The organism is Sphingomonas sp. SAFR-052 (genome assembly GCF_051965015.1).
In the GTDB taxonomy this organism is placed as follows: domain Bacteria; phylum Pseudomonadota; class Alphaproteobacteria; order Sphingomonadales; family Sphingomonadaceae; genus Sphingomonas.
Genome location: NZ_JBQCMO010000005.1, coordinates 82,422 through 102,315, shown reverse-complemented (window position 1 = coordinate 102,315; position 19,894 = coordinate 82,422). Strand labels below are relative to the sequence as shown.

Sequence of the window (19,894 nt, the reverse complement as noted above, 5' to 3'; positions counted from 1 at the left end):
GAACCCAATGCACGATATTCACGACGCCCTCGTCCCCATCGTCATCGAACAGTCGAGCCGCGGCGAGCGCAGCTTTGACATCTATTCGCGTCTGTTGCGCGAGCGGATCGTGTTCGTGACCGGCGGCGTCGAGGACCATATGGCCTCGCTCATCACTGCCCAGCTGCTGTTCCTCGAATCGGAAAATCCGAAGAAGGACATCTGGATGTACATCAACTCGCCGGGCGGGGTGGTGACGGCCGGCATGGCGATCCATGACACGATGCAGTATATCCGTCCGCGCGTCGGCACGGTCTGCATCGGTCAGGCGGCGTCGATGGGCAGCTTCCTGCTGGCGGCGGGTGAGCCCGGCATGCGCGTGGCGCTGACCAACGCCCGCATCATGATCCACCAGCCCTCGGGCGGTGCGCAGGGCATGGCGTCGGACATTCAGATCCAGGCGAAGGAAATTCAGCGCATCAAGGACCGGATGAACGCGCTGTACGTGAAGTACACCGGCAAGCCGCTGGAGGAGATCGAGCGGGCGATGGACCGCGACACCTTCCTCGAGGCGGAGGAAGCCAAGGCGTTCGGCCTGGTCGATCAGGTGTTCGACAAGCGTCCGGGCGCGCCCGAGGAGGCAACCCCGGCGGCGTAAGCGGCCTGGCCGACCGCGTCTCAACCGGCGGCGCGGTCGGGTAAAGTTTTAAGGCATTGCCGGATACAAGCCTGTGTGTATCCTGACAGGCGGAAAGACGCGCCACGGCGGCGCGGGAGATGAATTGAATGACGAAGCTCAGCGGCGGCGACTCCAAGAGCACCCTGTACTGCTCGTTCTGCGGCAAATCGCAGCACGAGGTGCGTAAGCTGATCGCGGGTCCGACCGTGTTCATCTGCGACGAATGCGTCGAACTGTGCAACGACATCATCCGCGAGGAGACGAAGTCGGCACTGGTCGCGAAGAAGGATGGCGGGGTTCCGACGCCGCAGGAAATCTGCAACGTGCTCGACGACTATGTCATCGGACAGAAGCAGGCGAAGCGCGTGCTGTCGGTCGCGGTCCACAACCATTACAAGCGGTTGAACCACGGGCAGAAGGGTGCCGACGTCGAACTGGCGAAGTCGAACATCCTGCTGGTCGGCCCGACCGGTTGCGGCAAGACGCTGCTGGCACAGACGCTGGCGCGCATACTCGACGTGCCGTTCACCATGGCGGATGCGACGACGCTGACCGAAGCCGGCTATGTCGGAGAGGATGTCGAGAACATCATCCTGAAGCTGCTCCAGGCGTCGGACTATAACGTCGAGCGGGCGCAGCGCGGCATCGTCTATATCGACGAGATCGACAAGATCAGCCGCAAGGCGGAAAACCCGTCGATCACGCGCGACGTATCGGGCGAGGGCGTGCAGCAGGCGCTTCTGAAGCTTATGGAAGGCACGACCGCGTCGGTGCCGCCGCAGGGCGGTCGCAAGCATCCGCAGCAGGAGTTCCTGCAGGTGGATACGACGAACATCCTATTCATCTGCGGTGGCGCGTTCGCGGGTCTGGAAAAGATCATCGCCGACCGTCTGCAGGGCAAGTCGATCGGCTTCGGCGCTTATGTCGCCGCGCCGGAGGAACGCCGCACCGGTGAAGTGCTGCGCCAGACCGAGCCCGAGGATCTGCTGAAGTTCGGGCTGATCCCCGAATTCGTCGGCCGTCTGCCGGTGATCGCGACGCTCGAGGATCTCGATGTGGCCGCGCTTATCAAGATTCTAACCGAACCGAAGAACGCGCTGGTCAAACAGTATCAGAAGCTGTTCGACATGGAGGGCGTGAAGCTCGGCTTCAACGACGAGGCGCTGGTCTCGGTGTCGAAGCGGGCGATCGAACGCAAGACCGGTGCGCGCGGGCTTCGCTCGATCCTCGAGGGTATCCTGCTCGACACGATGTTCGATCTGCCGTCGATGGACGGCGTCGACGAGGTCGTCGTTGACAAGGACGTGATCGAGGGCCGCAAGGAACCGGTTCGCGTCTATGCCGAAAAGAAGAAGGCGGGCGACGCGGCGTAAGCCGGGTTTCCCAGCATCGTTGAAGCGGGCGTCGGGCGACCGGCGCCCGTTTCGTTTGTGCGGCCTTTCGAAGCGGCGAACCGTCGGGTATCGCCTGCGCCATGCCGATCGAACTCATCTGCCTCGATGCCGACGACACGCTGTGGCACAATATGCGCCATTTCGGGGAGGCGCAGGACGCCTTCGTCGCGATGCTCGAACCCTTTGCCGCGGCCGATGTGGCGATCGAGACGCTGGAAGCGTGCGAGGCGCGCAACCTGAAACTCTATGGCTATGGCGCCAAGGGGTTTACCCTGTCGATGATCGAAACCGCGCTCGAACTGGGTGGTGATCGGTTGCCGGGCGGGGTCATCGCTGATCTGCTCGCTGCCGGGCGGCGGCTGTTGGCGCATCCGGTCGAACTGCTGCACGACATCGAAGCGACGCTCGACGCGCTGGCCGAACGCGGCCGGCTGGTGCTGGTGACGAAGGGCGACCTGCTGCATCAGGAAGCCAAGCTGGCGGCATCGGGGCTCGGCGATCGCTTTTCCGGCATCGAGATCGTCAGCGACAAGACGACCGAGACGTTTACCCGCCTGTTCGGTCGCTACGGCGTCGATGCCGACCGCGCGGTGATGGCAGGCGATTCGATGCGTTCGGACATATTGCCGGCGCTCGCGGCGGGTGCGTGGGCGGCATTCGTGCCGCAACCGCTCGCTTGGGGGCATGAGGCCGCGCCGCCGCCGGCCAATCACGACCGCTTCCGGCAATTGGGATCGCTGGCCGAGCTGCCGGACTGGATCGACACGATCGGTCGCCCGACCATCGGATAATCCGGCGGACAGGGAAACATCGGTCCGACCATGTGTTGCCTTACCGTAACGAACATGGAGGCATGATGTCGGCAGCAAACGACCACGAAGCGATGATGGCAGTCGAGCAGGCGGAAGCGGTAGTCCCGCCGGCGACGAAGCGGGCGTTGCTCGATCGGACGGCGTTGCCATGGTGGTCTTTGCTGATCCCGGTGCTCGGCCTGATCGCGATCCTAATGGATCTTGCCAAGGCCGGTGGCACCGGGGCGGTACTGGCGGCAGTCGTGATGATCGGCTGCGTGATTGCCGCGGTCCACCATGCAGAGGTTGTGGCGCACAAGGTTGGCGAGCCGTTCGGGACGCTGGTGCTGGCCGTGGCGGTGACGGTGATCGAGGTGTCGCTGATCGTATCGTTGATGCTGTCGGGGTCGGGCGACGTCGCGACGCTGGCGCGCGATACGGTGTTCGCGGCGATCATGATCATCCTGAATTTCATCGTCGGGATTTGCGTCCTGGTCGGCGGAATCCGGCATCATGAGCAACGCTTCGTCCTGCGCGGGGTGAGCGCCGCGCTGTCGGTGCTGGCGGCGATGGCGGTGATGTCGCTGGTGCTGCCCAACTATACCTCGACCGTGGCCGGACCGACGCTGTCGGCTTCGCAGCTGGCGTTCGTCGCGGTGGTGTCGGTGATCCTGTATGCGACGTTCGTGATGGTGCAGACGGTGCGGCACCGCGACTATTTCCTGCCGGCGACCGACGGGTCGCTGCCCAAGGACGCCCATGCCGAGCCGCCGGGCGCCGGTACCGCATGGATCGCATTCGCGGCGTTGCTGGTCGCGCTGGTCGGGGTGGTGCTGCTCGCCAAGGACCTGTCGCCGACGATCGAGGCGGCAGTGCTGGGCGCCGGGCTGCCGCTGGCGGTGGTCGGCATCCTGATCGCGGCGCTGGTGCTCGCACCGGAAAGCCTGGCGGCGGTGAAGGCGGCGCGCAAGGACCGGCTGCAGACCAGCCTAAACCTCGCCATGGGGTCGGCGTTAGCGACGATCGGGCTGACCATTCCCAGTGTGGCGATCGTATCGCTGGTGATGGGCTGGCCGCTGTCGCTGGGGATCGACGGCAAGTCGACGGTACTGTTCGCGCTGTCGCTGCTCGTGTCGACGCTGACGCTGGGCAATGGGCGGACGACGGTGCTGGCCGGCATCGTCCACCTGACGATCTTTGCCGCCTATATCTTCGTCACGGTCGTGCCTTGACCTGCCGGGCGGCGAGCGCCAGCCCGGCGGCGATCTGTAGTACGGCATAGGCGCGGCGGCGGCCGGGATGGCCGACGAACGGCCGGACCAGCCATTCCGCGCCGCCCGCCCGTTCCTGCCACAGTTCGACATGGCGGCGCGGCTGCAACAGGCCGAGCATTCCGTCGCCGATCATGAAGGTCGCGGCCATTTCGGCCGATCGTTTTTGAAGCTGTTTCATGAGGTTGCAACGCGTGGCTGGGCAATCGGTGCCTGCATCCGTTCGACCGCGGTCGACCGGCGCAGCAACCGGGCCATCGGGTCGATGACGACATGGGCATCGCCGGGCAGGGCGATCGTCCCGCTGCCATCGGCCATCGGCAACGTCTGGACGACGCTATCGACCTCCACCTCGACGGGCAGGGGGAAGGGGCCATCGCCCGGCACCTTCCACCGGAGCGTGAGCGTGTCGCCGTCGCGGGTTTCGATCAGGTCGGGCAGGGTCGCCCGACGCAGATAGACGTCGAAGAACCAGCGCAGATCGCGTCCGCTTTCCTGCGCCACCGCCGTTTCGAAATCGCGGGTGGTGGCAAAGCGGGGGCGGAAATTGCCCGGCTTCGGATCGGGACGCCCATAGACCAGCCGCCGGGTCGCCGCGAAGAACGCCCGGTCCCCGATCAGGCTGCGCAGGCTGTGCAGCATCCACGCGCCCTTGAAGTAAACGTCGGTGCCGGGACCGGCCTTCCCTTCCATCGCCCGCGCGGTGCGGGGCACGCCCGAGACGACCGGTACCTTGGCCGCGATCCGGTCGCGCTGGATCAGCATCATCGCGATATAGCGGGCATCGCCCTCGCGCCATTTCGCATAGAGCGGCTGCATGTAGGCGGCGAACGACTCATGCAGCCAGAAATCGTCCCAATCGGCCGCCGTCATCTGGTTGCCGAACCATTCGTGGCTGAATTCGTGCTGGAACAGCCAGTCGAACCCCTCGGCCGCCGGCTTGTAGCCATTGCCATAGGCGTTGATCGTCTGATGCTCCATGCCGAGATACGGCGTCTCGACCACGCCGACCTTCTGATCGGCGAAGGGATAGGGGCCGATGACCCGTTCGAAGAAATCGAGCGTCGGGGCGAATTCGGCGAACAGCCGCGCCGCCTGCGCCTCCTTGCCGGTCAGATGCCAGAGCTGGAGCGGGATGACGTTGCCGTAGCGGCTGCGGTACTCGCCCTTCATCTCGCTATAGGGGCCGACGCTGATCGCCAGCGCATAGGGGTTCACCGACCCCGAATGCCAGTTCCAGGTCGTGCGCCCGTCGGGCAGCCGGTCAATGCCGCGCAGCACGCCATTGGCGGGGGCGGACAGGCCGGCGGGGACGGTGAAGTGCAGGTCGGCCGCTGCCGGCTCGCCCGCCGGAAAATCGAGGCACGGCCACCACAGATCGCATCCGGTCAGCTGCGCGGTCGTGCCGAACCAGGGCTTGCCCTGCCATTCGCTCCATACGAAGCCGTCGTCCCATGGCGCGCGCTTGGCGACGCGCGGTTGCCCGGCATAGCGAATCTCGACCGTCGCCCGCTGCCCGGCGGTGAGCGGACGGTCGATCGCGATCTGGCCGCCAGCCTGTCGCCAAGCCGTCTCCGGCAAGGGCGCGCCGCCGATCGCGACTGCCGAGACGGTGAAGGCGTCGTCGAGGTCGATGACGATTCGCGGCGTCGCCGCTTTGGCGTCGAGCGTCAGGACCGCCCGGCCGGACAGCGTGCGCCGTTCGGGCAACGCCTCGATCGCCAGATCGACATGCGCCAGCCGCAGCGCGGCGCGCTCCGGCGCGACCTCGCCCCCCGACCGCAACGTCATCGGGTGGATCGGCGGGATCGGGGGCAGTTTGGGGGCGGGCGCCTGCGCCACAGCGCCCGCCAACAGCAACGCCAATGCGATCGTCACAGTTCAGCTTCCCATCGACCGGAGATTGATGGGGCGGTAATCACCACCATATAGGTGTGTGGGTCCGGCAGTTCGGCCGGGTCGTGGAGTGTCCATGTCCGAGAATACCAATTCCGTTTCGTTCGAGCCGCTGAAGCTGCCGGTGCTGCCGCTGCGCGATATCGTTGTCTTCCCGCACATGATCGTGCCGCTGTTCGTCGGGCGCGACAAGTCGGTTGCCGCACTGGAAGCGGCGATGGCCGGATCGAAGGAAATCTTCCTCGTGGCGCAGCTCGATCCGGGTGAGGACGATCCGGCGCGCGAAGACCTGTACGATGTCGGCGTGTCGGCCGAGGTCATGCAGATGCTGAAGCTGCCCGACGGCACCGTCCGGGTGCTGGTATCGGGCAAGGCGCGCGCGACGCTGACCGAACTGGAAACGGTCGACAATTATCTGGTGGCGACGGTCACCCCGGCGCAAGCCGGCGACACGACGCTGGAAGACGCCGACGAAGGCATGGCCGACCGCGTCGCCGAAGCGGTCGCGCAGCCGAGCGCCGAGTTGAAGGCGCTGATGCGCTCGGTCGTCGACCAGTTCGAGAATTATGCCAAGCTCAACAAGAAGCTGCCCGCCGAGACGGCGGTGCAGCTGTCCGAGCTCGACGATGCCTCGCGCCTCGCCGATGCGGTCGCCGGCAATATCGCGGTCAAGGTCGCCGACAAGCAGGCGCTGCTGGTCGAGGCCGATCCGCAAAAGCGGCTGGAGATGGTCTTCGCCTTCATGGAAGGTGAGCTGGGCGTGTTGCAGGTCGAGAAGAAGATCCGCAGCCGTGTGAAGCGGCAGATGGAGAAGACCCAGCGCGAATATTATCTGAACGAGCAGCTGAAGGCGATCCAGCGCGAACTCGGCAACGAGGGCGAGGATGGCGATGGCGACGAGATCGCCGAGCTGACGCAGAAGATTGCGACGCTGAAGCTGAGCAAGGAAGCGCGGACCAAGGCGACGTCGGAGCTCAAGAAGCTGAAGACGATGGCGCCGATGAGCGCCGAGGCGACCGTCGTGCGCAATTACCTCGACGTGCTGCTCGGCCTGCCATGGGGCAAGAAGTCCAAGCTGAAGAAGGACATCGCCGTCGCGCAGACCGTCCTCGACGAGGATCATTACGCGCTGGAGAAGGTCAAGGACCGGATCGTCGAATATCTGGCGGTGCAGGCGCGGACCAACAAGCTGAAGGGGCCGATCCTGTGCCTCGTCGGCCCGCCCGGCGTCGGCAAGACCAGTCTTGGCAAGTCGATCGCCAAGGCGACGGGGCGCGAGTTCATCCGCCAGTCGCTGGGCGGCGTGCGCGACGAGGCCGAGATTCGCGGCCATCGCCGGACCTATATCGGGTCGCTGCCGGGCAAAATCGTGACGAACCTGCGCAAGGCAGGCGCCTCGAACCCGCTGTTCCTGCTCGACGAGATCGACAAGCTGGGACAGGATTTCCGTGGCGATCCGGCATCGGCGCTGCTCGAGGTGCTCGACCCCGAACAGAATGCGAAGTTCAACGATCACTATCTGGAGATCGACATCGATCTGTCGGACGTGATGTTCGTGTGCACCGCGAACACGCTGAACCTGCCGCAGCCGCTGCTCGACCGGATGGAGATCATCCGGCTGGAGGGCTATACCGAGGACGAGAAGGTCGAGATCGCCGAACGCCATCTGGTCGCCAAGCAGGTCGATGCGCACGGGCTGAAGGCCGGTGAGTTCGAACTGACCCAGACGGGCCTCCGCGACCTGATCCGCTATTATACCCGGGAAGCCGGCGTGCGGACGCTGGAGCGCGAGATCGCAAAGCTGGCGCGCAAGGCGTTGCGCCGCATCCTCGAGGGCAAGGCGACGTCGGTCACCGTGACGCCCGAAAACCTCGCCGAATTCGCCGGGGTGCGCAAATACCGCTTCGGCGTGGGCGAGGAGGAGCACCAGATCGGGGCGGTCACCGGGCTGGCCTGGACCGAGGTCGGCGGCGAACTACTGACGATCGAAAGCGTCACCGTGCCGGGCAAGGGGGCGGTCAAGACCACCGGCAAGCTCGGCGACGTGATGAAGGAATCGGTCGAGGCGGCGTGGAGCTATGTCAAGGCGCGCTCGCCCGGCTATGGCATCAAGCCGAGCCTGTTCCACCGCAAGGACGTGCATATCCACCTGCCCGAAGGGGCGGTGCCGAAGGACGGTCCGTCGGCGGGCATCGGGCTGGTCACCTCGATCGTGTCGACGCTGACCGGGGTGCCGGTCCGGCGCGAGGTGGCGATGACCGGCGAGGTGACGCTGCGCGGTCGCGTGCTGCCGATCGGCGGGTTGAAGGAAAAGCTGCTGGCGGCGCTGCGCGGCGGGATCACCACCGTGCTGATCCCGGTCGAGAACGAGAAGGATCTGGCGGAAATCCCCGCCAATATCCGCACCGGGCTGGAGATCATCCCGGTGTCGCATGTCGACGAGGTGCTGCGACTCGCGCTGACCGAGCCGCTGACCGCGATCGATTGGACCGAGGCGGACGATCTGGCCGCGCAGCCGCCGGTGCCGGTACCGGGCATCGCCGAATCGCGGCCGCATTGATCAGGGCCGGCGGGAGGGGTAGCACCGTCCCGCCGGCGTCGCCGAAGCGGCGTACGTAGGCGACGCTACGCAATCCATTGGATTGCGCTCACATTGGCAATTTGCTTTGACAGCGTCCGACGCAGCGGCCTTATTGCCGCGTTCGAGTCTGGCCATATTTCTTTGAGACAAAGGGGGTTCCACGGGATGAACAAGCAGGAGCTGATCGGGCAGGTCGCCGACCATTCGGGGCTCACCCGCGGCGATGCGATGAAGGCGGTCGAAGCGGTATTCGACGTCATCTCGGCGGCGCTCAAGAAGGGCGACGAAGTGCGCCTCGTCGGGTTCGGCACGTTTTCGGTATCGAAGCGCAAGGCATCGACCGGCCGCAATCCGCGCACCGGCGAACCGATGACGATCAAGGCGTCGTCGCAGCCGAAGTTCAAGGCCGGCAAGGGCCTGAAGGATTCGGTGAATTAAGGTCTGGACAGCATGGCCGGACCCCTTTAGGGAGCCGGCCTCCGGGTTTCCGGGCGCGTAGCTCAGCGGTAGAGCACACCCTTCACACGGGTGGGGTCACAGGTTCAATCCCTGTCGCGCCCACCAGATCAACGGCCGTCCGGCACGTCAGACCTCTGTTCAGAGGCGACGGGCCGGGCGGCCGTTTCTGATTCCGGGCGGCTCGTTGCCCTGTCGCCCGCTGTCATAAAACCGAAACCATACCGTCTCCGAAACTTCATCGGAATCGCATGTTCCCGTCATGCAGCATCCCTAACGCGGCGGCCGTGGGTCGGCCGAAGGGGGAGCCTTGGACGATCGCCGGGTCTCGCGCCCGCACAACGACCAACCAAGTTTCGGGAGTTCATCGGTGATGGCCAGCAGCAAGCGCTTCGGCTTTATTCTCATGGCGACGACGGCCTGCGCGGCGCTCGCCGGGTGCAGCGGTGCCGATGGCGTCGCATCGCCGGGGGCGGGCAGCATCAACGTGACCGTGCCGGCGCCGGCTCCGACGCCCACGCCGACCTCGACCGCGCCGAGCGCGATCACCGCCGCGCAGTTCGCCGCGCAGACCACCGTCAACGGCATCACCATCACGTCGGACGAACAGCTGGCGATCGTCAACGCCGGCACCAACAACAACGTCAATGGCGTCGGTTCGGTGCTGAACGGCGTCTATCCGGCCGGCGCAGCGTCGCTCACGACCGCGACCGATCCGTCGACGATCAACAGCTTCTTCACCAGCACCAACTATGTCGGCGCGCTGAACGGCCCGACCGACACCGCCTTCCAAGGCTGGACCTGCAACTCGACCTCGGCCGAATTCGGCGGTTCGGGCGCGCGCTGCACCGCGGTGCCGTCGATCGGTACCTACGCTGCTGCGACCTCGGTCTGCCCGACCGGCACGATCGATGACGGCACGAACAGTTCGTCGAGCCCGACCCTGCGTTATTGCCGCCTGCCGCAGAACATCACGGCAGACCTGTCGCTGCCGAAGATCGCGGGCGTTGTCTATCGCCTGCGCGGCCAGACCGAGGTCGGAACCGATCTCGGCAGCACCGGTGCGGCCGGCGTAACGCTGACCATCGCCGCCGGTTCGGTGATCGCGGCCGACTCGTCGGAAAACACCAACGACCTGCTGCTGGTGAACCGTGGTTCGAAGCTTTCGGCGATCGGTACCCGCGACGCGCCGATCATCTTTACCTCGCAGCAGAACCTGGTGAATAACGGCGTGTCGGACGCATCGCAGGGTCAGTGGGGCGGCATCATCCTGCTCGGCCGTGCGCCGACTGCGGTCTGCGCCACCGGTACCGGCCCGAACAACGCCGACGGTTCGTCGACCACCTGCCAGCAGGCAATCGAGGGCGTGACCGGCCGCTTCTATGGCGGGCCGAACGCCGCCGACAATTCGGGCCAGATGTCCTACGTCCAGATCCGCTATTCGGGCATCGCCATCAGCGACGGCAACGAACTGCAGGGCCTGACGCTGGGCGGTACCGGCAGCGGCACCGTGCTGGATCATATCCAGAGCCACAACTCGGCCGATGACGGCATCGAAATCTTCGGCGGCACGACCAACTTGAAGTACATCGCCATCACCGGCGCCGACGATGACGGCTTCGACATCGACAACGGCTATCGCGGCTTCATGCAGTTCATGATCGCAGCACAGCGCGTGCTCGGCGCGACCGCCGACTCGTTCTCGACCGAGATCGACTCGAATAACGGCGAGGACCTGCTGCCGCGTACCTACAGCACCTATGCCAACTTCACCTTCATCCAGACTGCGCTCGCCCCGGCGGCGATCCGTCAGCGTGGCGGTTCCGACATGCGCTATGTCAACGGCGTGGTGAAGTCGGTCGGCAACGTCGCCTGCATCAACCTGATCGCTGGCGAGACCAGCGCCTCGGATCGCTCGACGATCCGCGCGGCGGATGCGACGAAGCAGGAAGCGGGCCCGCCGGTGTTCTCGTCGGTCTACTTCGCCTGCCAGGGCCGCTGATCCGACCCGTCGCCTAACCCGCGATGACACGCCGATGCCGGGGCGGGCCGATACGCCCGTCCCGGCATTCGCTCTTTCAGAATTACAAGGTGGATCAACGGCCATGCAGCACCGCCGCGCTTACGCAACACTCCTTCTCCTGACGTCGCAGCTGGTTGCGCCGGCCGTGCTGGCGCAATCGACCACGCCGCCGGCCCCCGCCACCGCGACACCGCCGGTCGTGCAGACCGGCACCGAACCCGATACCGCCGCGTCGGCGCCGCAGGACGGCACCACGACCGATGCCCCGGCCGAAGTCTCGTCGCCCGGTTTCGACGAAGCCGCGGGCGAGGAAATTGTCGTCGTCGGTCGCAACATCCCGAACGTGGTCCGCGCCACGCCGCAGATCGTGTCGGTCCTGTCCGAAGCCGACATTGCCCGCACCGGCGACGGCGACATCGCCGGTGCGCTTACCCGCGTGACCGGCTTGTCGGTCGTTGGCGGCGGCTTCGTTTATGTCCGTGGCCTTGGCGATCGCTACTCGTCGTCGCTGCTCAACGGCTCGCCGCTGCCCAGCCCCGAGCCGCTGCGCCGTTCGGTCCCGCTCGATATCTTCCCGACCTCGATCGTCGGATCGGCGCTGGTGCAGAAAACCTATTCGGTCAACTTTCCCGGCGAATTCGGCGGCGGCGTCATCAACCTGACGTCGAAAGCGATCCCGAAGAAGAATTTCCTGTCGATCGGCGGGTCTATCGCAGCCGATACGGTCACGACCAGCGAGCTCGGCTATGTCTATGCCGGCGGCAAGAGCGACTGGATCGGCTATGACGACGGGACGCGCGGCGTACCGTCGTTCATCCGCAATGCCGACAAGGGTTCGGGTCTGATCCCGGTCGCGCAGGTCGCGCAGCTCGACAATGCCCGCACCTCGCTGTTGCAGGTCAACAACCAGCTGCCTGCCAATCTGTCGGGCGAGATTGCCGGCGGATCGGTGTTCGATGTCGGCAGCGACCGGCTGGGCGTCATCGCCTCGCTCGGCCTCTCCAACACCTTCCGCACCCGCGATGCGATCCAGCAGGACAGCGTCAGTGAGAACGGCACCGTCCGCAACGACTTCCGCACCGTGCTGACCGACAACCGGATCGTCGCCAACGGGCTGGTCGGGCTGGGGTACGAGTTCAACGACAACACGCTGCGCTGGACCAACGTCTATATTCACGACACGCTGAAGCAGGGTCGCCTGGCCGCGTCGGACAACTACAACAATTTCAGCGGCCTGCGCGTGCAGCAGAACACCAACTGGTTCGAACGCCAGCTGATCGAGAGCCAGCTGGTTGGCGAATTCAAGCTGACCGACGCGCTTAAGTTCGATGCGCGCGGTGCCTTCGCCAATTCGAAGCGCAATGCGCCGTACGAGCGTCAGTTCGACTATCTCTGCTCGAACCGCACCACCAACGGCTATCCGATCACGGTCACCGATGCCCCGGTTTCGCGCGGCTTCAACTGCAACGGCGCCTATCAGGTGACGCAGCGCTTCTCGCCCTTTGCCAGCGTCGTGTTCAGCGAGCTGAACGAAGACCTGTATACGGGTCAGGCGGACTTGGCGTACAAGCTGCCGACCGATCGTCCGATGACCGTATCGGCAGGCTATTTCTATTCGAACACCGACCGGTCCTCGCGTCGCCTGCAATTCAACTACCAGACCAGCGACGGTGCCGGCACCGCGCCGGGCTTCCCCAACAATCTGTTGCGGCCCGACTATCTGCTGTCGCCCGATTCGCTGTTCAACGCCTGTCCGCAGCGCGGCACCGGCGCCTGCACGATCGAGTTGCAGTTCAATACCCAGGCCGGCGCCTATGCCTATGACGCCAGCCTCGAAATCCATGCCGGTTACGTCCAGGCGGAGGCCGAGGTGTCCGATGGCCTGCGCGCGGTCGCCGGCGTTCGCTATGAAACCGCGAACGAACAGGTCACGCCGATCAACCTGACGCCGACGGTCCTGAAGAACGCCTATTGGCTGCCCGCGGGCACGCTGACATGGAATTTCGCGTCGGACATGCAGTTCCGCCTCAGCGGCGCGAAGACGATCTCGCGTCCGCAGTTCCGCGAACTGGCCCCGCAGCAGTTCCGCGATCCCGATTCGGATCGCCTGTTCTTCGGTAACCCGAACCTGCGCGACTCGGAGCTGTGGAACCTCGAAGGCCGCTACGAATATTTCTTCGGCCGCGATCAGCGCATTACCGCTGCGGGCTTCTACAAGCGGATCGACAACCCGATCGAACAGGCGGGCTTCTATCCCAGCCCAGACGCGACGCTGCAGACCGGTTTCACCTATCTGCCCAAGGCGACGCTGTACGGTGCCGAGGTCGAGGCGCAGAGATACGTGCCGCTGAGCGGGCTCGGCAATTTCTTCGCGACCCGTCGCCTCCTGCTACTCGCCAACTATACCTATACCCAGTCGCAGATCACGGCGGACGGCACCTGCGTGCCCAATCCGGCGGCGGCGCTGGGGTCGCCGGGTATCGGCGGTTGTCAGGCCGGCTTCGGTCGGGCCAACGCACTGTTCCGCGACGGCGCGCCGCTGACCGGACAGTCGGACCATCTGGTCAACGTCCAGATCGGTGTCGAGGATACGGCGGCATTGTCGCAGCTGACGTTGCTGTTCAACTATGCCAGCGATCGGGTGACCAATCGCGGTCCGTCGAACCTGTCGGGTGCGGGGTTCCAGCCCGATATCGTCGAGCGTCCGGGCATCCGGCTCGATCTGGTCGGGCGGCAGGGCTTCGAAGTTGCCGGCGCGCAGCTGGAAGTGAAGGCCGAAGCGCGTAACCTGACCGGTACGCGTTACAGCGAAAGCCAGAATTTCGGCGGCAATCAGGTCTATATCAACCGCTACGATCTGGGCCGCGTATTCTCGCTGGGGATCACCGCGCAGTTCTGATCGAACGATCGGGTGGCGACGGGCCGTCGGCAGCGATGCCGGCGGCCCGTTCGCTTATCCCCAGGGACGTTCGCGAAACCATTTGGTCAGCACATATTTGGTGCCGTCGCGCACCTTCATCCCATGGTGCAATGTCGCCGGATTTGGGCTGCCATCGGCGCGCAAATTGTTCCACGCCAGCAACTTGCCGGTTTCGGGCTGGACGATCTTGTCGATCGCCTTGAACCGCGTCGCGCCGCCGGCACCCGGTTCGTTCAGATACAGCATCACCGTCCAGGTCCGGTTACCGGCGACCGAGCAATAGCGGGCGAAGTCGCCGCCCTGCGGATCGAAATAATCGGTATGCGCCTTGAACTCCTGCCCGACGGCATAGCGCTGCCCCTGCAACGGCTCGCCATGCGCCGGGTCGAGGCCGCAGAAATCGAAGATCAGCGCTTCGGCGGCGGCGACGACCGGGTCGCTCGAATCGAGGTCGCAGGTCTCGCTGGTGCGGAAAGTCGGGTCGCCATTGGCGTCTGCGATGGTCGAAGGGCGGCGCTTGGCATCGATCCGGTCGATCAACGCGGCGCAGAGATCGGCCGGGATCAGGCCGCGGCGAATGAACAGCGACAGCTTGGCGCTCGGCACCCGCTGCACGCCCGGTCGGGTCATGATGTGGTCGACGACCGGTTCGGAGGGGAAGCCGGAGCCGAGATTCGGGCGGGCGGGGGCAGGGGGCGGGGCCGTTTCCATGGACTTTTTCCTGCCAGAACGATTGTCGGCACGCCACTGCTTGACCGATGCGTACGGCCCGGCTAAGCGCGCCCTTCCACGGCGACCGTAGTTCAATTGGTTAGAGCGCCGGCTTGTGATGCCGGAAGTTGCGGGTTCAAGTCCCGTCGGTCGCCCCATCCCTTACAGCGCTGGAGCCGCCGCCGTGCAGACCGATTGGGGCTATCCCGACTTCGACGATCACGAAGGCATTCACCTGTTCTCCGATCACAAGACCGGTCTGCGCTGCGTGATCGCGGTCCACTCGACCGCGCTCGGGCCGGCGGCGGGTGGGGTTCGCTTCTGGCGCTATGCCAGCAGCGATGCGGCGGTCACCGACGCGCTGCGCCTGTCGCGCGGCATGAGCTTCAAGAATGCGATGGCCGGGCTGCCGATGGGCGGCGGCAAGGGCGTGGTGTTGGCACCCGAGGGCGGCGCCAAGACCCCCGAACTGCTCGGCGCCTTTGGGCGCGCGGTCGAATCGCTCGGCGGCCGCTATGTGACGGCCGAGGATGTCGGCATGTCCGAAGCCGACATGATGACCATTTCCGGCGCGACCAAATATGTGTCGGGCCTGCCGGTGGCGGCGGGCAATGCCGGTGGCGATCCGGGGCCGTTCACCGCGATGGGCGTCTATCTGGGCGTTCGCGCCGCGGCCAAGCGGGCGCTGGGCAGCGACGACATGCGCGGCGTGCGCGTCGCGGTGCAGGGCGTCGGGTCGGTCGGTGGCGGTCTGGCGCGCTTGCTGGCGAAGGACGGTGCGGTGCTGACGCTGGCGGACGTCAACGAAGCGCGTGCCGAGGCACTGGCCAGCGAACTGGGCGCGACGACCGCCGATCCCGCTTCGGTGCTGACGCTGGAGGCCGATATCGTCAGCCCCAATGCGCTCGGTGCGGTGCTCGACGAAGCGACGATCGCGGCGCTCAAGTGCAAGGCGGTGGCCGGTGGTGCCAACAACCAGCTGGCGACGGCAGGGGACGGCAAGCGGCTGCAGGAACGCGGCATCCTCTATGCGCCCGATTACGTCATCAACGCCGGCGGCATCATCAACGTCGCGCTCGAATATCTGGGGCAGGGCGACCGGGCCGAGGTCGAGAGCCGCATCGCGCGCATCCCCGACCGGCTGGTCGAGGTGTGGGACGAAAGCGACGCCAGCGGCCGCCCGCATTCCGAAGTCGCCGACGCGATCGCCCGCCGCCTGATCGGCCGCGGCTGAACCGTCACGCCGGGTCGTCGACCCGGCGCAACCGGCGGATGCGCGGTTCGCGTTCGATGCTGGCCTGTTCGCGGATCGACTGGCGCAGTTCATCGCGCTTTTCGTGTATCGATGCGATCACCGGTCCCATCGCGACACCCAGATCGACCAGCACCGCTTCGGACAGTTGCAGCGAGCTTTCGAGCGTTTCCGGCACCGCGTCGCTGACCCCTGCCGCATAGAGTTCGGCGGCATGGGCCGCATCGCGAGCGCGGGCGAGGATCGTCAGGTTCGGCACCCATCCGCGCACGCGCCGCGTCAGCCGCACCGTCAGTACCGGGTCGTCCATCGTCAGCACGAGGGCGGTCGCCCGCCCCAGATCGAGCCGGTCGACCAGTTCGGATCGCGCGACGTCGCCGAACAGGATCGGATGCCCCTCCGCCCGCGCCGCGGCGACATTGTCGATGTCCGAATCAACGGCGATGTAGCGCTTGCCATGCGTCTTGAGCATCTCCGCGACCAGCCGCCCGACGCGGCCGAAGCCGATGATAACCACGCCCGATCCGGTCGGATCGACCGGCGGCGCTTCCTCGGTCCCGGTCCGGCGCTCGATCCGTCGCGATGCGCGCTTGCCGAGCATCGCCAGCAACGGCGTGATGGTGAGGCCGATGGCGGTCACCGTCTGCCAGAAGGCGGCGGTCGATGCCTGGATCAGCTGCGCCTGCGTCGCTGCGCCGAGCACGATCAACGTGGTTTCGGATGGACTGGCCATCAGCAGGCCGGTTTCGGTCGCGGTGCCGGGACGCACCCCGTTGACCCAGAGCAGCGCGCCGGTCACCACCGCCTTCAGCACGACGACACCGGCGATCGCGCCGAGCAGTTCCGGCCAATTCTCGATGATCGTCGCGATATCGAGGCTCATGCCGATGGTGATGAGGAACACGCCGAGCGCCAGCCCCTTGAACGGCGCGGTGATGACCTCGACCTCGCTATGATATTCGGTTTCGGCGATCAGCAGGCCCGCCAGTAGCGCACCGACGATCGGCGACAGCCCGGCGGCGGTGGTGACGAGGCTGGCGACGATCACGACCAGCAGGCTGGCCGACAGGAACAGTTCGGGGCTCTTCGTCCGCGCTGCCTGCGCGAACAGTTTCGGCAGGATGAAGCGGCCGGCCAGATAAAGCGCGGCGACGCTGACCCCGCCCCATAGCGCGGTGTTCGCGAGGCCAGCCCAGCCATCGTCGCTGGCGGTCGGCGCCAGCGCGCCCAGCGCGAAGATGATCGGGACCAGCGCAAGATCCTCGAACAACAGCATCGCAAAGGCGGTGCGCCCGACCGGTCCGGTCGTGCCCGCCATCGGCAGCACCAGCGCGGTCGACGATAGCGCCAGAGCGAGGCCGAGGCCGATCGCGCCGGCACTCGCCTGTCCCATGACCATCAGCGCCAAACCGATCAACAGCCCCGACCCGAGCAGCTCCGCCGCGCCCAGCCCGAACACCTGCCGTCGCATCGCCCACAGCCGCTTGAACGACAGTTCGAGGCCGATCGAGAATAGCAGCAGGATAATGCCGAATTCGGCAAAGGGTTCGATCGAATGGCGATCGGTGATGGTGATGTGGAACAGCCACGGCACCCGGTCGACCAAAGCGCCGAGGCCGTAAGGGCCGACCAGCACGCCGACGAGGATGAACCCGATCACCGGGTTGACGCGGAAACGGGCGAAGGCGGGAATGACGAGGCCGGCGGCCCCCAATATGACCAGCGAATCACTGAACGGCGTGGAATCAATCGGCAACGGCATAGGGCCATTGTTGCGGATGCGACACGGTGGCGGCAACCGCTAACGCACGAACGGCGCCCATCCCATCGGATAGACGCCGTCCGTCCGGCCGCGGAGGAGGGGCGTTTAGCCCTGCGAGCCCATCGCCGCTTCGAGGTTGACGCGAACCTGTTCGAAGAACTGCTCGGTGGTCATCCACGGCTGGTTCGGGCCGATCAGGATCGCAAGATCCTTGGTCATGTGGCCGGCTTCGACGGTTTCGATGCAGACCCGCTCGAGCGTCTCGGCGAACTTGGTGACCTCGGGCGTATCGTCGAACTTACCGCGATACTTCAGGCCGCCGGTCCATGCGAAGATCGACGCGATCGGGTTGGTCGAGGTTGCCTTGCCCTGCTGATGCTGGCGATAGTGGCGGGTGACGGTGCCGTGCGCCGCTTCTGCCTCGATCGTCTTGCCGTCCGGCGACATCAGCACCGACGTCATCAGGCCCAGCGAACCGAAGCCCTGCGCGACCTGATCCGACTGCACGTCGCCGTCATAGTTCTTGCAGGCCCAGACGAATTCGCCGTGCCACTTGAGCGCGCTGGCGACCATGTCGTCGATCAGGCGGTGCTGATATTCGATGCCGGCGGCCTGGAACTGGTCCTTGAACTCGGTCGCGAACACTTCCTCAAAGATGTCCTTGAATCGGCCGTCATAGGCCTTCAAGATCGTGTTCTTGGTCGACAGATACACCGGCCAGCCGCGGCCGAGGCCGTAGTTCATCGACGCGCGCGCGAAATCGCGGATCGATTCGTCGAGATTGTACATGCCCATGGCGACGCCGGCGGCGGGGAAGTCGAACACTTCCTCCTCGATCACCTGCCCGTCGGTGCCTTCCCACTTCATGGTCAGCTTGCCGGCACCCGGCACCTTGAAATCGGTCGCCTTATATTGGTCGCCGAATGCATGACGGCCGACGACGATCGGCTTGGTCCAGCCCGGGATGAGGCGCGGCACGTTCGAAATGACGATCGGTTCGCGGAAAACGACGCCGCCCAGGATGTTGCGGATCGTGCCGTTGGGCGAGCGCCACATCTTCTTCAGGCCGAATTCCTCGACGCGCTGCTCGTCGGGGGTGATCGTCGCGCACTTCACGCCGACGCCGTACTTCTGGATCGCCTTGGCGCTGTCGACGGTGATCTTGTCGTCGGTCTCGTCGCGCTTTTCGATGCCGAGGTCGTAATAATCGAGGTCGATTTCGAGATAGGGCTGGATCAGCCGCTCGCGAATCCATGCCCAGATGATGCGGGTCATTTCATCGCCGTCGATCTCTACGACCGGGGTTTTGACCTTGATCTTCGCCATGCGCCTGCTCTCGATTTCTGTTGCGATTGGCGCGGCCTTACGGGGTCGGTCGGCAAGGATCAACCGCGTCGCGGATGCGCGGCGGTTGTCAGCACGGCCTACCTTGGGTACACCACGCTTCATGGCATCGCTCGAAAAGCCCGCGGTCGGCACCACGACCGTCAAGTGGCGCTGGTCCTCGGTACATCCCGAAGGGCGCAAATACGTCCTCATCGCCGCCGCCGTCACCGCCTTCTTCGCCTTCATGGCGTGGGAGACGCTGGCATGGCCGATGGGACTGGTGACGTTATGGGTCGCCGCGTTCTTTCGCGATCCGGTGCGGACCACGCCGCAGGGCGAGGGACTGATCGTCGCGCCTGCCGACGGGCTGGTGACGATGATCCAGCGGGTCGAATTGCCGCCCGAACTGCGCGGACCAAACGGCCTGGGCGATCGGCCGCTGGTGCGCGTGTCGATCTTCATGTCGGTGTTCGACGTCCATATCAACCGCACCCCGATTGCAGGGACGATCCGGCAGGTGGTCTATATCTCGGGCAAGTTCCTGAACGCCGATCTCGACAAGGCAAGCGACGAGAATGAGCGCCAGCATGTCGTGGTCGAAAGCCTCGACGGACAGCGCGTCGGCTTCACCCAGATTGCGGGGCTGGTCGCGCGGCGCATCGTCGGCTTCGTGAAGCCCGGAGATATCGTCGCCGCCGGACAACGGGTCGGACTGATCCGCTTCGGCAGCCGGGTCGATGTGTTCCTGCCCGAGGGGATCGAACCGCAGGTCGTGCTGGGCCAGCGCAGCGTCGCTGGCGAAACCGTGCTGGGCCGGCCGGGCCTGCCCGCACCCGCCGGGATCGCCCAGTAA

15 protein-coding genes and 2 tRNA genes are annotated in these 19,894 nt (G+C 65.6%); 12 read left to right on the top strand and 5 right to left on the bottom strand.

Going from position 1 to position 19,894, the window contains the following annotated elements; all coding sequences use genetic code 11:
* The first annotated feature begins 7 nt into the window (after nucleotides 1-7).
* From ACTHQV_RS10230 to ACTHQV_RS10215, 4 genes are all read left to right on the top strand, one after another.
* Nucleotides 8-637: an ATP-dependent Clp protease proteolytic subunit gene (locus ACTHQV_RS10230; protein WP_242117705.1), complete on the top strand. Its 630-nt coding sequence runs from the start codon at nucleotides 8-10 to the stop codon at nucleotides 635-637.
* Nucleotides 638-765: 128 nt separating this feature from the next.
* A complete protein-coding gene (gene clpX / locus ACTHQV_RS10225; RefSeq protein ID WP_055756400.1) occupies nucleotides 766-2,031 on the top strand; it encodes an ATP-dependent Clp protease ATP-binding subunit ClpX in 1,266 nt (421 codons plus the stop codon).
* 101 nt (nucleotides 2,032-2,132) lie between these two features.
* Nucleotides 2,133-2,843, top strand: a complete 711-nt coding sequence (locus ACTHQV_RS10220; RefSeq protein WP_440490075.1) for an HAD family hydrolase — start codon at nucleotides 2,133-2,135, stop codon at nucleotides 2,841-2,843.
* A 62-nt stretch (nucleotides 2,844-2,905) separates the two neighbouring features.
* Entirely contained in the window at nucleotides 2,906-4,075 is a 1,170-nt protein-coding gene (locus tag ACTHQV_RS10215) for a calcium:proton antiporter (RefSeq protein ID WP_440490074.1), read from the top strand.
* Here ACTHQV_RS10215 and ACTHQV_RS10210 read toward each other — a convergent pair.
* Together ACTHQV_RS10210 and ACTHQV_RS10205 are read right to left on the bottom strand one after the other, a co-directional pair.
* Nucleotides 4,059-4,265 carry a hypothetical protein gene (locus ACTHQV_RS10210; RefSeq protein ID WP_440490072.1) on the bottom strand — a complete coding sequence of 69 codons (207 nt, stop codon included), beginning with the start codon at nucleotides 4,263-4,265 and terminating at the stop codon, nucleotides 4,059-4,061. The two genes, ACTHQV_RS10215 and ACTHQV_RS10210, sit on opposite strands and share 17 nt — an antisense overlap.
* 26 nt (nucleotides 4,266-4,291) lie before the next feature.
* The gene (locus tag ACTHQV_RS10205; protein WP_440490071.1) at nucleotides 4,292-5,992 is read right to left on the bottom strand and encodes a M1 family metallopeptidase; all 1,701 of its coding nucleotides are present in this window, start codon (nucleotides 5,990-5,992) and stop codon (nucleotides 4,292-4,294) included.
* Between the two features lie 94 nt (nucleotides 5,993-6,086).
* On the opposite strand from ACTHQV_RS10205, the gene lon reads away from it, so the two are divergent.
* From lon to ACTHQV_RS10180, 5 genes are all read left to right on the top strand, one after another.
* Nucleotides 6,087-8,570, top strand: a complete 2,484-nt coding sequence (gene lon / locus ACTHQV_RS10200) for an endopeptidase La (RefSeq protein ID WP_440490070.1) — start codon at nucleotides 6,087-6,089, stop codon at nucleotides 8,568-8,570.
* Nucleotides 8,571-8,756: 186 nt separating this feature from the next.
* Entirely contained in the window at nucleotides 8,757-9,029 is a 273-nt protein-coding gene (locus ACTHQV_RS10195) for an HU family DNA-binding protein (protein WP_055756411.1), read from the top strand.
* Nucleotides 9,030-9,080: 51 nt separating this feature from the next.
* Nucleotides 9,081-9,155 (top strand) — tRNA-Val (locus ACTHQV_RS10190).
* Between the two features lie 265 nt (nucleotides 9,156-9,420).
* A complete protein-coding gene (locus tag ACTHQV_RS10185) occupies nucleotides 9,421-11,049 on the top strand; it encodes a hypothetical protein (protein WP_440490401.1) in 1,629 nt (542 codons plus the stop codon).
* A gap of 103 nt (nucleotides 11,050-11,152) precedes the next feature.
* On the top strand, nucleotides 11,153-13,969 hold the full coding sequence (locus tag ACTHQV_RS10180) for a TonB-dependent receptor domain-containing protein (RefSeq protein WP_440490069.1): 2,817 nt from the start codon (nucleotides 11,153-11,155) through the stop codon (nucleotides 13,967-13,969).
* Nucleotides 13,970-14,023: 54 nt separating this feature from the next.
* Here ACTHQV_RS10180 and ACTHQV_RS10175 read toward each other — a convergent pair whose 3' ends face one another.
* On the bottom strand, nucleotides 14,024-14,701 hold the full coding sequence (locus ACTHQV_RS10175; protein ID WP_440490067.1) for a prolyl hydroxylase family protein: 678 nt from the start codon (nucleotides 14,699-14,701) through the stop codon (nucleotides 14,024-14,026).
* A gap of 81 nt (nucleotides 14,702-14,782) precedes the next feature.
* Here ACTHQV_RS10175 and ACTHQV_RS10170 point away from each other — a divergent pair.
* Together ACTHQV_RS10170 and ACTHQV_RS10165 are read left to right on the top strand one after the other, a co-directional pair.
* Nucleotides 14,783-14,859: transfer RNA gene (locus ACTHQV_RS10170), tRNA-His, on the top strand.
* Between the two features lie 26 nt (nucleotides 14,860-14,885).
* Entirely contained in the window at nucleotides 14,886-15,935 is a 1,050-nt protein-coding gene (locus ACTHQV_RS10165; RefSeq protein ID WP_440490066.1) for a Glu/Leu/Phe/Val family dehydrogenase, read from the top strand.
* Nucleotides 15,936-15,939: 4 nt separating this feature from the next.
* Here ACTHQV_RS10165 and ACTHQV_RS10160 read toward each other — a convergent pair whose 3' ends face one another.
* Nucleotides 15,940-17,715 carry a cation:proton antiporter domain-containing protein gene (locus tag ACTHQV_RS10160; RefSeq protein ID WP_440490064.1) on the bottom strand — a complete coding sequence of 592 codons (1,776 nt, stop codon included), beginning with the start codon at nucleotides 17,713-17,715 and terminating at the stop codon, nucleotides 15,940-15,942.
* A gap of 105 nt (nucleotides 17,716-17,820) precedes the next feature.
* The gene (locus ACTHQV_RS10155; protein ID WP_345875610.1) at nucleotides 17,821-19,041 is read right to left on the bottom strand and encodes an NADP-dependent isocitrate dehydrogenase; all 1,221 of its coding nucleotides are present in this window, start codon (nucleotides 19,039-19,041) and stop codon (nucleotides 17,821-17,823) included.
* 121 nt (nucleotides 19,042-19,162) lie between these two features.
* Between ACTHQV_RS10155 and ACTHQV_RS10150 the strand changes: the two genes are divergently transcribed.
* Nucleotides 19,163-19,894, top strand: a complete 732-nt coding sequence (locus ACTHQV_RS10150; RefSeq protein WP_440490062.1) for a phosphatidylserine decarboxylase — start codon at nucleotides 19,163-19,165, stop codon at nucleotides 19,892-19,894.